The organism is Nocardia sp. NPDC060220 (assembly GCF_042727815.1).
In the GTDB taxonomy this organism is placed as follows: Bacteria; Actinomycetota; Actinomycetes; order Mycobacteriales; family Mycobacteriaceae; genus Nocardia.
This window is the reverse complement of the sequence record NZ_JBHWZY010000068.1, coordinates 1-14,251: the sequence shown is the minus strand read 5'-3', so window position 1 is coordinate 14,251 and position 14,251 is coordinate 1. Positions and strand designations below refer to the sequence as shown.

Below are 14,251 nucleotides of genomic sequence, written 5' to 3'. Positions count from 1 at the left end.
GGCTAGGAGGCTTCCTCGACGAAGTCGACGGCCGCCTCTGCCTTGTCGATCCGCAGCGCGAACCGGAATCCGCATGCCGTCTCGAGTGAGGCGGAGCCCGGCTGCGGACGGTTGCGTACCTCGATGCTGACATCGAGGTCGTCGAACCCGACGTGGAACCGGTCGGCCATCCACAGTTGGGTGTGCCACGCCGTCTGCCCGGCGAGGACATCGCCGGGCGCGGGACGGAAGTCCCGCAGCCGCACACAGACCGGCGTGTACCCGTCGGTGTCAGGCGCGAGGTACAGCACCACCGGGCCGTGCATCTCGAGCAGCAGCCGCAGCACACGCAGCGCATCATCGCTGGCCTCGACCGCACGGTGGCGATGATCTACCTTGCGGCCGTTGGGATGTCGAACCATAGTGCGCTCCTCGCAGTTTTCTCGCCGGTGATCGTGCTCGGGGCACACTATCGTTGCGAAAGGTTGGTCCAGGGTTGGTACCGGTCCAAACCTGCGAAGATCACCCGCGCGTGTCACCGCCACGGAATCGCCTCGCGTCTGCGACGTTGACTACTGATATGGCACTCGAATCGGTTCGCTTCTCGATCCTGGACCGCTCACGCGTGCGGCGCGGGCAGGACCACGCCGACGCCCTGCGCGAGACGGTCGCGTTCGCGGTCCTCGCCGAGCAGTGGGGCTACCACCGGTTCTGGGTCGCCGAGCATCACAGTGTTCCCGGTGTCGCCGGAACCGCGCCGACCGTGCTGGCGGCGGCGGTCGCGGCGGCCACCACGCGCATCCGTGTCGGCACCGGTGGGGTGATGCTGCCCAATCATCAGCCACTGGTCGTCGCCGAGCAGTTCGGCGTGCTCGGGTCGCTGTTCCCCGGACGAATCGACATGGGCCTCGGGCGTTCGGTCGGATTCACCGACGGCGTCCGCCGCGCGCTCGGCCACGGCCTCGACGACGCCGACGATATCGACGCACGCCTCACCGAGGTTCTCGACTACTTCGCGGTGGGCAGGCAGGGTGTGCACGCCGGCTCCGCGGAGGGCGCGGACGTCCCGGTGTTCCTGCTCGCCACCGGCTCCGGGGCCGAGCGCGCCGCACGATTCGGGCTGCCCCTGGTGATCGCCCCGATCGCGGGCACGCAGGCGATGGTGGACGCGATCGAGCGGTACCGCACCCTGTTCCAGCCCTCGGCTCGAGTCCCCCGACCGTATGTCGTCGTCTCCGCGACGGCGATGATCGCCGACTCGACCGAGCAGGCGCACCGACTGCTGCTCCCGGAGGCCTGGTCGAGCGCCTACTCGCGCACGCACGGCGAGTTTCCCGCACTGATCCCACCCGAGGAGATCGACCCGGCGACGATGACCGACCGCCAGCGCCACCTGTTCGAGCAGGCGCTCGGCCACCAGATCCACGGCACCGAGGATGAGGTCGCCGAAGCATTGGAAAAGCTGGTGAGCCGCACCGAGGCCGATGAAATCCTGGTCCACACCAGCACTTTCGATCGAGCGGCGCGTCTGGAATCACATCGGCGGCTGGCCCGCGTCGTGGGCCTGGGCGGCTAGTTCTCGCCGACAAAATTCGCGAGACCGCTTGTACTCCGAAAACAAACCAGTCCGGCTCGCAATTTATTCGACGGTGTAAACAATCGTGAAGTGACTCACTGCGCGAGCACCGTTCTGCAGGACCACATCACCGCGGCGAGGCAGATCGGCCCGATAGCCGTACCATTGCCCACAGCCACACAAACGCCCTGGTCCAGGCGATCTGTGATGTACGAGTGGATTGCCGAAGTTTCCGCAACACCGTGTCGCACAAACGATCTCGCACCGGCCAGTGCGCTGGATCACTGCACCCGATGCCGGCCGATGACCGGTATGGTTCGAGTCCACCGGCGCTCGAGATTCGTCCGGTAAACCATTCTTTCGACCGCATCCGGGAGCTCACGTGTCACAATCGCGTTTCGAATCCATCGGGGCATATCTTCCGTCGAACATCTTGTCCACCACCGAATTGATCTCCCGGTTGAAAACGCCGCCGTCGTTCGATCTGGAGCGCATCACCGGCGTGAAAGAACGCCGTGTGCGCGACACCCGCCCGGAGTCGGTCGAGGACTCGTTCACCCTCGCCGTGAACGCCGCGCGCGACTGCCTGTCGCGGTCGAGCTACGCGCCGGGCAAGCTGGACGTGATCATCTCGTGTTCGATCACCCGCAGCAACGACGGCACCCGCATGTACATGGAGCCCTCGTTCGCGTCGACGATCGCCAAGACCCTCGGCGCCGAACGCGCCATCACCTTCGACGTCTCCAACGCCTGTGCCGGAATGCTCACCGGCACCTACATTCTGGACCGGATGATCCGCTCGGGCGTGGTGCGCAACGGCATGGTGGTCAGCGGCGAGGCGATCACCCCCATCGCCGAGACCGCGGTGAACGAGATCACCGAGAAATACGATCTGCAGTTCGCCTCGCTGTCGGTGGGCGACTCCGGGTGCGCGGTCGTGCTGGACCGCGCGGTCGACGACGCCGACAAGATCCACTACATCGAATTGCTCACCGCCGCAGAACATTCACACCTGTGCCTCGGTATGCCCAGCGACAAGTCGTCGGGCGTCGCGCTCTACACCGACAACCGCAAGATGCACAACGAAGCGCGGTTCCTGCTCTGGCCCGACGCCCAGGGCAGTTTCCTCGAACAGCAGGGCCGCGACTTCGCCGGCGAGCAGTTCGACTACATCATCCATCACCAGTTCGGTGCTGCCGCAGTGCCCTACATCAACGCGGTCGCCGCGCGTGAGTTCGGCGCCGAGATGCCGCCGGACCTCAATGTGATCGAGAAGTACGGAAATACTTCGACCACATCACATTTCATCGTTCTGCACGATCAGCTCGCCGACGACAACATCGCGGCGGGATCGAAACTGCTCATGGTGCCCGCCGCGTCCGGTGTCGTCGCGGGATTCCTGTCCGCCACCATCTCCTCCCTGAAGGTCTGAGGTCAACAATGGGCATTCGCATCCGAGCCACGGGCACGAGCAGGTCGACCGACACCCACAGCGTCGTCACCCACAGCGGGCGGGCTGCCGCACAATGTCTCGAGCAGGCCGGCGTCCGCCCCGACCAGGTCGGCGTGCTGATCAACACCGGCGTGTTCCGCGACTCGAACACCGTGGAACCGGCGGTGGCCGCGCTGATCCAGAAGGCGGCGGGTATCGGGCTCGACTACACCAGGACCGATCCGCGGACCTTCTCCTTCGACCTGATGAACGGCGCGGTCGGCGTCGTCAACGCCGTGCAGGTGGCGGGCTCGGTCTTGGCGACGGGCAGCACCGAGCACGTTCTGATCGTCGCGGGCGACACGCACCCGTCGATGACCCGGTCGAGCGCCGACGCCGACTTCCCTTACGCCACCTCGGGTGCCGCGCTGCTGCTCGAGCAGGTCGACGACCCCGAGGGCTTCGGCCCGGTGTACACCGCGACCGCACCCGGCACTGCCGCGGGACAGGCCTACGTCGACACGGCGGCCATGGGCACCGTCGGGCGAACGCTGATGACGATCGAACGCGAACCCGACTTCGAGGACCGCATCCTCGCGGTGGCCACCGAAGTCGCGCACTCCGCGCTCGCCGACTTCGAGGGCGCCTTCGTCGCGTTGATCGCCTCCACTCCGAGCCCGGGCTTTCCCGGGCGCCTGGCCGAGGCGCTCGGCATCGACCAGGACGCGGTACGGGTGCCCGACCTGTCCGACGGCGACCCGCACACCGCCGCACTGCCGCTGGCCTACGCGCGAGCGAGCGCCGAAGGCACCCTCGCCGGCTACACCCACGTGCTGTTCGTCGCCGCGGGCGCGGGCCCGTCCGCTGCCGCGACGCTGTACCGGCTCCCCGCGGAGACCACCGCGTGACGACGGCGACCTACTGGGCCACGATCGACCGCTTCCGCACGCTCGCCCGCGAGGAGCCCGACCGCGAGGCGGTCATCTATCCCGGCGGCACGACCGCCGACGGGCTGCCCGACTACCGCGACATCACCTATCGCGACCTCGATCACTGGTCCGACGCCATCGCCGAACATCTCACCGATTCCGGGGTGGGCAGTGGCACCCGCACGATCGTGCTCGTGCTGCCGAGCCCGGAGCTGTACGCGATCCTGTTCGCGCTGTTGAAGATCGGCGCCGTTCCGGTCGTCATCGATCCGGGCATGGGTGTGCGCCGCATGGTGCACTGTCTGCGCGCGGTCGAAGCGCAGGCGTTCATCGGGATCCCGCAGGCGCATGCCCTGCGGGTGCTGTTCCCGCGCAGTTTCCGGGGTGTGCGCACCACGCTCACCGTGGGGCGCCGCTGGTTCTGGGGTGGGCCGACGCTGGATTCGTGGACTCGCACCCCCTCCGGTGCGCCGCCCGAGCGGGTTCCCGCCGATCCCGACGAGTTGCTGATCATCGGATTCACCACGGGCAGTACCGGTCCCGCCAAAGCCGTCGAGCTGACGCACGGCAATCTCGCGGCGATGGTGGAGCAGGTGCACGCCGCCCGCGGGCACACGCCACCCGGCACGTCCCTGGTGACACTGCCGCTGGTGGGCGTCCTCGATCTACTGCTCGGGTCGCGGTGTGTGTTGCCACCGCTGATTCCGAGCAAGGTCGGCTCGACCGATCCGGCGCACGTGGTCGACGCGATCGGGCGTTTCGGCGTGCGCACGATGTTCGCCTCGCCCGCGGTCCTCATCCCGCTGCTGGAACGGTTGCGCGCGCATCCGGTCGACCTACCGTCGCTGGCCAGCATCTTCTCCGGTGGCGCACCAGTTCCGCACTGGTGCGTCGCCGGGTTGCGCGAGGTCTTGCGCCCCGATGTCGAGATCTACGCCGGATACGGCTCGACCGAGGCGCTGCCCATGTCGACGATCGAATCGCGGGAATTGCTCGCCGGTCTGGTCGAGCGCGCCAAGAGCGGCGAGGGCACCTGCATCGGCCTGCCCACCGATCGAGTGCGTGTCCGGCTGCTCGCCATCACCGATGACCCCGTCGAGACCTGGGACGACACCGAAGAACTCGGCGCACGCGAGGTCGGCGAGATCGTCGTCGCGGGCCCGAATGTGAGTACGCGCTACTACTGGCCCGCGCAGGCCAACACCGCGGGCAAGATCAGCGATGGCGAGCAGATCTGGCACCGCACCGGTGATCTGGGATGGCTCGACGAGCAGGGCCGGATCTGGTTCTGCGGGCGTAAGAGTCAACGGATCACGACCGCGCGTGGTCCGATGTTCACCGTGCAGATCGAACAGGTCTTCAACGTGGTCGCCGGAGTTACGCGCACGGCGCTGGTCGGTGTCGGCGCTCCCGGCGCCCAGCGTCCGGTCCTGTGCGTGGAGCTCGAACCCGGCGCGGACGCGGTGGCCGCACTCACCCGATTGCGGACGCGCGCCACCGAATTCGACACTCTCGCTCCGATCGCCGAATTCCTCGTACATCCGCGCTTCCCGGTCGATATCCGGCACAACGCCAAGATCGGCCGCGAACAACTCGCCCGCTGGGCCACGAAGAAACTGGACTCGCGACGATGAAGATCCTGGTCACCGGCGCGTCCGGATTCCTCGGCGGCGCCATCGTGCGGGCGCTGGTCGCGCAGGGCTCCCACGATGTCTCGATCCTGGTGCGGCGCAGCAGTATTCTCGACGATCTCGGTCCAGCCGTGGAACACGTCACACTCGTCTACGGGGACCTGGCCGACGCGGCGTCGCTGAGCCGGGCCACCAGCGGCATGGACGCGGTGATCCACAGCGCCGCGCGGGTCGACGAACGCGGCACCAGGGACCGCTTCTGGACCGAGAACGTGCGGGCCACCGAGCTGCTCCTGGATGCGGCGCGTCGGGGCGGCGCGGGCCGGTTCGTTTTCATCTCGAGTCCGAGTGCCCTGATGGAGCGAGACGGCGGCGATCAAGTCGACGTCGACGAGTCGCTGCCGTATCCGAGCCGCTACCTCAATCACTACTCCGAAACCAAGGCCGCGGCCGAACGCGCCGTACTCGCCGCGGACACAGCGGAATTCACGACCGTGGCGCTGCGACCGCGAGCGATCTGGGGCGCCGGCGACCGATCGGGGCCGATCGTTCGATTGCTCGATCGCACCGCCGCGGGCTCGCTGCCGGACCTGTCCTACGGTCGCACCGTCGAGGCCTCGCTGTGCCACGTGGACAATATCGTGCACGCCTGCCTCCTGGCGGTGCGCTCGGACACGGTGGGCGGCAAGGCGTATTTCATCGCCGATGCCGAGAAGACCGATGTCTGGGGGTTCCTCGGTGAGGTCGCCACGCGACTGGGCTTCCAGGCCCCGGCGCGCCGGCCGAACCCGCGGGTGCTCGCCGCCGTCGTCGCGACCATCGAAACGATCTGGCGGATACCGGCGGTGGCCGATCGCTGGTCGCCTCCGCTGTCGCGCTACGCCGTCGCATTGATGACACGCACCGCCACCTACGACACCGGTGCGGCTCGTCGCGATCTCGGCTACGTGCCTGTGGTGGATCGCGAGACCGGTCTGGCCGGATTCCTGGCGTGGCTCGACGAGCAGGGCGGCATCGAGGTGCTCGCCGAGAACCTTCGATAGTTCGCGGCCACCGTCACACCCGCCACGACACCTTCGGCACGGCCCGCGCGGCACCGACGACGCCCCAGGAGGCAATCATGAACGGCAGCAAGGTTTTCCGTCGTCCGGTGACGACCACCGAGCGGATGTATTTCCCCATGCGCGAGCTGGCCCCGCCCTTCCTCATGCAACTGGTGGTTCCCGGTGAGGGCAACATCGACCCGGATGCATTGCGCACAGCGGTAACCACCGCCGCGGCGGCCACCCCCGGTGCGCGACTGCGGCGGCGCGGCAACGAGTGGGTCGACAGTGACATCGCCCCGGCCGTGCGCGTTCTCGACCACCGGCTGAGCTACCCCGCCCTCGAGACCGATCCGGTCCTCACGGGCGCGATCGGACCGACCCCTGATGCCACCGTCGAGGTGCTGCTGCTCGCCGGCGCGCCGACCACGCTGATCTTCCGCGTCTTCCACGGCGTGATGGACGGCATCGGCATGGTGGCGTGGGTGACGAATGTGCTGCGCGCACTACGCGGTGAAGACCCGGTTCCCCAGCCCGATCCGATCGCCGACCAGGAACTCGTCGCGAGAATCGGCGCTCCCGGCAGGCCGACTCCGATGGTTCCGCGCTACCGCACCGCCGTCGGCCGAGGCCGGCAGCGCCGCGATCTCGCGCCGCATCTGCTGCGTCATCGCCGGATCGCGGCGGCTGGTTCCGGCGCGTTGGCCCGCGTCTGTGCCCTGCTGGCTGCCGAGACTGCCGGCACCTCGCGCATCATGATGCCCGTGGACCTGCGCCGCCACGACCCGGCGCTGCGCTCCACCGCCAACCTCGCGCTACCTCTGTTCCTCGATATCGAGCCCGGACGCGACTGGATCTCGATCAAGGATCAGATCAAGGCCGGTTTGCACGAACGGCGCGAGCTGAATCAGCTGGCCAACACCCGCATCACCCTGGTCCCGGACCCGATCAACCGCGGCGTGCTGCGCACCACGAACTGGCTCGGCGCCCGCCTCGGCCGAAACCTCGCCTCGGCTACCGTCTCCCATATGGGCCGCTTCACCGCCGACGAACTCGCCGTCCCCGGCTTCCGCCCGACCGGACTGTTCGTCCTGCCCCAGCACAGCATCGCCATGCCCCTGCTGTTCGGGCTGACCGAGTTCGACGGCCATACCGACCTGACCGTGTCGGCACGCAACGGCGCGGGCATCGAGGCCCGCCTCGAAGCCCTGCTCGATCGCATCGTCTCCATGCTCGAAGCCGACCTTCCCGCACCGAGCTCGGCAGACCGGCAGCGGTAGCCACCCGCCCGACTCCGGCGACCAGGTCGCTACCGCGACTATCCTGGACACCGTGGGCATCATCGGTGAACTCTTCCCAGGCAAGAAGCTGCAGAACGAGGGCAGCGGCGACTCCAACGGTCAACCCCACCTCGACTTGGACCTCGAAGCAGGCGTCATCCGGGTCTCCGGCGCCACTACCGCGCCCCCGACCGACGACGAACCCGACGCCTGACCTGCCACCGTCGGTCCGCGTGACCGGCTCGGCAGTGCGCTGTCGTTCGCGGGCCACTCGATCGACGCAACCGTTCTGACATGCCGTCTCTGGGCCGAGCCGGCGCTCGCATGCGCCGCGGTCGCCTCGCGAGTCGCTAACCACCGAGGAAGGCCGTCCAAGCAAGCATCGAAGCGGCGAGCGCGTTCTCCCATTCCGGTTCCCGCTCCCGTGGTTCGTCGCGCGATCCCGAAGGCGGAATCGCCCGCCGATTCGGTGTGGAGGCGGCGACCGGATCCCTCCACCGGCGCCCACCCCAGCGGGGGTGTTCGCCGCCCATCGCTACCGTCGCCATCACTGCGCCGAGGAAGCGTCGGCGGCCGGTTGCGCGCGTCGGCCACGGACGGAGGCCACCGCGGACACACCGAGCGCCCCCAGCGCGGCCCCTGTCGTGCGTCTCATGACGCCTCCGCGCGCGCGAGTGCGGCGACGAACGCATCAGCGTCGACCCCACCGACCACGCGGCCCTCGTGCACGATCAGCACCTCACCGTGATAGTCGGCGAGCCGTGTCACCGCGGCTCCCACCGGCTCGGTGGTGCCGGCGAACGCCGGCGGCGGGTCCAGGTGCGCGCCGATCGGATCCTCGTCCAGAGCGCCAATGAGGCGCGCCTGCGTTGCGGTACCCAGCACCTCGGCGACCACCACCGGCCCCGCGGTCTGCCGGGCGAGGACGACCGGAAGAGATCGTCGCGAAGCCAGTTCTCGGCGGACCGACGCCACGGTCGTTGTCGACGGGAGCAACCGCGCCTCGGCGAGCACCGACGAACCTGCCCCGACCGACCGGCCTCCCTCGACCACACCGAGCGCCGAACCGACCGTCAGCTCACCATGGGCCGCGAGCAACGGAAATCCGTACTGCCCGAGCCAACCGTCGTCGAAGTACTTCGACAGGTATCCGCGTCCCGAGTCGGGCGCGATCACCACCACCACATCCTCGGGCCCGAGCGCGCGGGCCACCCGCAGCGCCGCGGCGATCGACGTGCCGGAGGAACCACCGAGCAGCAGGCCTTCCTCCTTGGCCAGCCGGTGCAGCACTCGGAGCGATTCCCCATCGGAGATCCGCTCGACACGGTCGATCACCTCGGTGTGGTAGGACTGCGGCCATTCGTCGAGCTCGGTGTCGGGATGCCGGTAGTGGCCCACCGACTCGACATACCAGGCACGACCGTCACCGCCGCCGTACACCGATGTCTCGGGATCGGCGCCGACGACCTGGACCCGGCCGACCGAGGCCTGCTTCAGGAATTCCCCTGTGCCGCTGACGGTTCCGCCGGTGCCGATGCCCGCGACAAAGTGGGTGACGCCGCCGCCGGTCTGCGCCCAGATCTCGGGACCGGTGGTTTCCCGATGAGCGGTGGGGTTGGCCGGGTTGTCGTACTGGCCCGCGAACCAGGCACCCGGGATTTCCTCCGCGAGCCGCAGCGCGACACTGCGCAGGTGCTCGGGGTGCCCGACCGGACGGCCACCGGGTGTCACATGCACCTCGGCGCCGTAGGCCCGCAGCAGCGCGATCTTGTCGCGGCTCGACTTGTCCGGCACGACCACCACCGTGCGATAGCCGCGTGCCGCCGCGATGGCAGCCAACCCGATGCCGGTGTTGCCGGAAGTCGCCTCCACCACGGCCCCACCGGGCCGCAACTCCCCCGCGGCCGCGGCCGCGTCGAGCATGAACAGCGCCGCCCGATCTTTCACGCTCCCCGCGGGATTGAGATATTCGAGCTTCACATACACCGTGGCGGCGATGTCGTCGGTGATCCGGTTCAACCGGACCAGCGGGGTGTACCCGATGGCCTGGTCGATGGAATCGAACACCGTGGCGGTGCGCACGGTGTGATCGATGTCGATGGTCATGCGTCCGAACTTCCTGTTTCGCCGAGCGACCGCGGCACTGCGCACCGCCGTCGCAGATAGTCGGGGTCGAAACCGCTTTCTCCGAGCACAATTCGGCGCGGACCCTCGGCCGCGCGTGCACATTCCAGATTCCTCGCCACCGCGCCGCGTCGACAGGTTTGTTCTCACCCGGATTCGATCGGCGCCTCGTGAATTACTCGCACCGGTGCGCCGAATCATTGCGCCTGGACAGCGTGGTGGCGATAGTTCTCGGCACGTCGTCGACCAGGAGGCCGCCATGACCGCGACCGAACCACCCCGCTCCGGCGCACAAGCCGTCGACCGTGCCGTGTACGTGTTGAACTGCTTTCAGGGCGGGGACCCCGAATTGTCGCTGAGCGAATTGGCGCAGCGGGCCGGACTCCCGGTGAGCACCACCTTCCGGCTGGCGCAGGCGCTGGTGCGCGGCAGGCTGCTGGAGCAGGACCCGGCAACCGACCGCTACCGGATCGGGCACGGACTGGCGTGCCTGGCCCGTCCCGCGCTGTCACGGCTCGGGCTCGACGACGCGGCGCCGCACCTGTACGCGCTGGCCGCAGGCATCAAGATCACCGTCAGTCTCAGTGTCGCCGATGCCGACGAAGCCCTCACGGTGTTCCAGGCCAGGCCACCGATCCATTTCTGCCACAACCAGATTCCGCAGGAGCGGCGACCGTTGAGCACCAGCGCGGTCGGTCACGCGCTGCTCGCGCATGCCTCGGTGGGACTCGACCGCGGCAACGGCGAACTCTTCGACACCATTCGTCGTCGTGGGTTCGCCATCGAGGAGATCGACAGCGACGAACCGATCCGCGCGATCGCCGTCCCGGTCCTCGGTCCGGATCGGCAGGTGTGGGGTGCGATCGGTGTGCAGGCGCGCGCGGTACGTCTGGATCGCGATCTCGTTCGTGCCGTTCTGCCCGCCATGCACCAGATCGCGGTACGTATCGGTCCGTATTTCCATACCGCGGCCGCAGGTGAGGGATTCGACGCACCATGATTTTCACGATGTGGAAACAGTATTGCCGAGCCGTTATCTGTTGACGCACTATTGAATACAGGCGGCGTCCCCTACGCCGATCCCGCTCACGAAAGTCTCATCATGATCGAATCCCCCGCGCTCGTCCGCCGTCGTACGGTGGACTTGATGCGCCTGTCCCCCGGATTCTGTCGCAGCTGAAACAGCGGCGGCATTCCTCCGTCGCCGATCTCCACTTTCTCTCATACCCCGTTGATCCGCCCTTCGTGTGCGGATCGTCGCGGCGTGCGCCCCTGGTGGCCCGCCGCGTGGTCCTCCCACGCCGTAGAAAGAATTCGCGAACCATGTTGTCCAATACCTTCCGACGACGTCCGCTGCGTGCGCTCGCCGCCGCGCTCGTCGCACCCGCCGTCCTCGCGGTCGTCACCGCATGCGGCGGCACCGATGCGGTGACGACCGCCGACGGCAAGACCGTGCTGCGCTACCAGGGACAGACCGGACAGGTCACACCGTACGAGCTCGCCGACAACCTGGGCTACTTCACCAAGATCAGCTTTCAGTGGGAGGGCGACACCACCAGCGGCCCGGCCAACATCCAGGCGGCCGCCACCAAGCAGGTCGAATTCGGTAGCGCGTTCAACGGCGCGGTGGTCAAGCTCGCCGCGGGCGGCGCGCCGGTGCAAGCCGTGCTCAGCTCCTACGGCTCCGATGCCAAGTCGTTCACCGGCTACTTCGTACGCGACAACGCCGGCATCACCAACGCCCGTGACCTGATCGGCAAGAAGGTCGGCGTCAACACCCTCGGCGCGCACCACGAGTTCGTCACCCGCGAATGGCTGCACCAGCAGGGCCTGAGCGAGGCCGAGATCAAGCAGGTCCAGCTGATCGTGGTGCCGCCGGTCAACACCGAGGAAGCGCTGCGCAGCGGTCAGATCGACGTCGGCGCGCTCGGCAGCGTATTCCGGGAGACCGCCGTCGAGCGCGGCGGCCTGCACCCACTGTTCACCGACAAGGACATTTTCGGCGAATTCGATTACGGCACCTATGTTTTCCGCAAGGACTACATCGCGCAGAATCCCGAGGCCGTCAAGGACTTCGTGCAGGGCACCGCGCGTGCCACCCGCTGGCTGCAGCTCACCCCGCGTGATCAGGTGGTCGCCAAGTTCACCGAGATCATCACCAAGCGCGGCCGCAACGAGAACCTCAAGTTGCTCGACTACTGGCGCAGCCCCGGCCTGCCGGTGCCCGGAGCGGTGATCGCGGACAAGGAGATCCAGATCTGGATCGACTGGCTCGAGCGCAACGGCGAACTGCCCAAGGGCAAGATCACCGCCAAGGACCTGTTCACCAACAAGGACAACCCCTACGCCAACGGCACCTACCAGCCGACGAGCGGCCCGACCGGAGAGGTGGTGGCCGCGAAATGACCGGCACCCCAGCCAAACTCGCGTTGCGATCGGTGGGCAAACAGTTCGCCGTGCGCGGCACCGACGAGAAGTTCACCGCGATCGACGACATCTCCATCGAGGTCGAAGCAGGCGAATTCCTCGTCCTGGTCGGGCCCAGCGGCTCCGGCAAATCCACGCTGCTCGATCTGCTCGGCGGGCTGAGCAAGCCCAGCTCCGGGCAGATCCTCCTGGACGGAGCCCCGATCACCGGTCCCGGCCTCGACCGCGGTGTGGTGTTCCAGCAGTACGCGCTGCTGCCGTGGCGCACCGCCCGCGCCAACATCCAGTTCGGCCTCGAAGCCAAGGGCATCGCTCGCAAGGAACGCAAGGCGATCGCCGAGCACTACCTGGAACTGGTCGGCCTGGCCGGCTTCGGTGACCGGTATCCGCACGAATTGTCCGGCGGGATGAAGCAACGAGTGGCGATCGCGCGCAGCCTGGCCTTCGATCCCGAGGTGCTGCTGATGGATGAACCATTCGCCGCACTCGACGCGCAGACGAGAGAGTCGCTGCAGGACGAACTGCTGCGGATCTGGCGCACGACCGGCAAGACGATCCTGTTCATCACCCACGGCATCGACGAGGCGGTGTACCTGGGCCAGCGCGTCGCGGTACTCACCTCGCGTCCCGGCCGGGTGAAGGCCGTGATCGATATCGACATCGACCGCAGCGGCGATATCGATGTCCGCTCCAGTGAACAGTTCCGCGACTACCGCCATCGGATCTGGACGGAACTGCAAAGCGAGGTGAGCCGGGCCCAGCGCCTCGAACTCGCCGCCGACGACAGCACGGCCGCCGCGGCGGTCGCGTCCACCGACAGGAGTCCCGCCCATGTCTAGCGCCGTCCCCCTGCTCGTCCGTCCCATCGAAGTCGCCGCCGCCGAACCGGCCGCATCGCCGGTTACCCCCATCACGGCACCCGCTGCCCGCTCCACGCTCACCCGGGCGGCGGGCTCGGCGGGCAGCGCGGTGCTCCGCATCGCCAAACCACTGCTCGCCTTCGCGTTGCTGCTCGGCGCGTGGGAGCTGGCGCCCCGGTTCGGCCTGGTCGACGAGGTATTCCTCCCGCCGTTCTCCACGGTGGTGCAGGCCTTCTTCGAGTTGGCGGGCAACGGCCAGCTGGCCGAACACACCTCGGCGAGCCTCACCCGCTCGGTCACCGGCTTCTCCTTCGCCCTGGTGATCGCCGTCCCGGTCGGCATCGCCATCGCCTGGTACAAGCCGGTATCGGATTTCCTCAATCCGGTGCTCGAACTGTTCCGCAACACCGCTGCGCTCGCGCTGCTGCCGGTGTTCGTGCTGATCCTCGGCATCGGCGAGACCTCGAAGATCGCGCTGATCGGCTACGCCACGTTCTTCCCGATCCTGCTCAACACCATCACCGGCGTGCGCACCGTCGACCCGCTGCTCGTGAAATCGGCGGTCTCACTGGGCTTCTCGCCACTGCGGTTGTTCCAGAAGGTGATTCTGCCCGCGGCGATCCCGTCCATCTTCACCGGCATCCGGATGGCCGCGGCGGGCTCGATCCTGGTCCTCATCGCCGCCGAGATGATCGGCGCGCGAGCCGGTTTGGGCTATCTCATCACCGCCGCGCAGCAGAACTTCCAGATTCCGCAGATGTACGCGGGGATCGTCGCGATCTCGCTGATCGGTCTCGGTTTCAACTTCGCCCTCGTCGCGCTGGAACGCCGGCTCTCGCGCTGGCGCACCTCACCGACCAATGCCTGATCAGGAGATCACCATGGCTCGCAAGACTTTCCACCTGAACGCCTTCCTGATGGGCGTCGGCCACCACGAGGCCGCGTGGCGCCATCCCCGCACCGACGAACC

At 67.9% G+C, this 14,251-nt stretch carries 13 protein-coding genes; 11 read left to right on the top strand and 2 right to left on the bottom strand.

Translation table 11 applies throughout. The features are described from left to right. Positions 1-2 precede the first annotated feature (2 nt). Positions 3-401 (bottom strand): DUF779 domain-containing protein, encoded by a 399-nt coding sequence (locus ACFWF3_RS05770; protein ID WP_378991972.1) that lies wholly within the window; start codon positions 399-401, stop codon positions 3-5. A 158-nt stretch (positions 402-559) separates the two neighbouring features. Between ACFWF3_RS05770 and ACFWF3_RS05765 the strand changes: the two genes are divergently transcribed. The 7 genes from ACFWF3_RS05765 to ACFWF3_RS05735 all read left to right on the top strand — a co-directional run bounded on the left by ACFWF3_RS05765 (position 560) and on the right by ACFWF3_RS05735 (position 8,084). After that, positions 560-1,555, top strand: a complete 996-nt coding sequence (locus ACFWF3_RS05765) for an LLM class flavin-dependent oxidoreductase (protein WP_379312621.1) — start codon at positions 560-562, stop codon at positions 1,553-1,555. A gap of 382 nt (positions 1,556-1,937) precedes the next feature. Beyond that, positions 1,938-2,987, top strand: a complete 1,050-nt coding sequence (locus ACFWF3_RS05760; protein ID WP_379312620.1) for a 3-oxoacyl-ACP synthase III family protein — start codon at positions 1,938-1,940, stop codon at positions 2,985-2,987. An 8-nt stretch (positions 2,988-2,995) separates the two neighbouring features. Then, positions 2,996-3,895: a hypothetical protein gene (locus ACFWF3_RS05755; protein ID WP_379312619.1), complete on the top strand. Its 900-nt coding sequence runs from the start codon at positions 2,996-2,998 to the stop codon at positions 3,893-3,895. Further along, positions 3,892-5,550 (top strand): fatty acid CoA ligase family protein, encoded by a 1,659-nt coding sequence (locus tag ACFWF3_RS05750; RefSeq protein ID WP_379312618.1) that lies wholly within the window; start codon positions 3,892-3,894, stop codon positions 5,548-5,550. The genes ACFWF3_RS05755 and ACFWF3_RS05750 overlap by 4 nt, the downstream gene beginning before the upstream one ends. Then, the gene (locus ACFWF3_RS05745) at positions 5,547-6,590 is read left to right on the top strand and encodes an NAD-dependent epimerase/dehydratase family protein (protein WP_379312617.1); all 1,044 of its coding nucleotides are present in this window, start codon (positions 5,547-5,549) and stop codon (positions 6,588-6,590) included. Before ACFWF3_RS05750 ends, ACFWF3_RS05745 begins: the two co-directional genes overlap by 4 nt. A gap of 77 nt (positions 6,591-6,667) precedes the next feature. Then, positions 6,668-7,870 carry a peptide synthetase gene (locus tag ACFWF3_RS05740; protein ID WP_379312615.1) on the top strand — a complete coding sequence of 401 codons (1,203 nt, stop codon included), beginning with the start codon at positions 6,668-6,670 and terminating at the stop codon, positions 7,868-7,870. 52 nt (positions 7,871-7,922) lie between these two features. Then, the gene (locus ACFWF3_RS05735; RefSeq protein WP_378631280.1) at positions 7,923-8,084 is read left to right on the top strand and encodes a hypothetical protein; all 162 of its coding nucleotides are present in this window, start codon (positions 7,923-7,925) and stop codon (positions 8,082-8,084) included. A gap of 437 nt (positions 8,085-8,521) precedes the next feature. On the opposite strand, the gene ACFWF3_RS05730 is transcribed toward ACFWF3_RS05735, so the two are convergent. Continuing rightward, positions 8,522-9,976 (bottom strand): PLP-dependent cysteine synthase family protein, encoded by a 1,455-nt coding sequence (locus ACFWF3_RS05730; RefSeq protein ID WP_379312613.1) that lies wholly within the window; start codon positions 9,974-9,976, stop codon positions 8,522-8,524. Between the two features lie 277 nt (positions 9,977-10,253). On the opposite strand from ACFWF3_RS05730, the gene ACFWF3_RS05725 reads away from it, so the two are divergent. The 4 genes from ACFWF3_RS05725 to ACFWF3_RS05710 all read left to right on the top strand — a co-directional run bounded on the left by ACFWF3_RS05725 (position 10,254) and on the right by ACFWF3_RS05710 (position 14,149). Then, positions 10,254-10,994: an IclR family transcriptional regulator gene (locus tag ACFWF3_RS05725; RefSeq protein WP_378991964.1), complete on the top strand. Its 741-nt coding sequence runs from the start codon at positions 10,254-10,256 to the stop codon at positions 10,992-10,994. Positions 10,995-11,317: 323 nt separating this feature from the next. Continuing rightward, positions 11,318-12,400, top strand: a complete 1,083-nt coding sequence (locus tag ACFWF3_RS05720; RefSeq protein ID WP_379312611.1) for an ABC transporter substrate-binding protein — start codon at positions 11,318-11,320, stop codon at positions 12,398-12,400. After that, positions 12,397-13,260, top strand: coding sequence for an ABC transporter ATP-binding protein (locus ACFWF3_RS05715; protein ID WP_378991960.1), 864 nt, complete (start codon positions 12,397-12,399; stop codon positions 13,258-13,260). Before ACFWF3_RS05720 ends, ACFWF3_RS05715 begins: the two co-directional genes overlap by 4 nt. Then, on the top strand, positions 13,253-14,149 hold the full coding sequence (locus tag ACFWF3_RS05710) for an ABC transporter permease (RefSeq protein WP_379312610.1): 897 nt from the start codon (positions 13,253-13,255) through the stop codon (positions 14,147-14,149). Before ACFWF3_RS05715 ends, ACFWF3_RS05710 begins: the two co-directional genes overlap by 8 nt. The last annotated feature ends 102 nt before the right edge of the window (positions 14,150-14,251 follow it).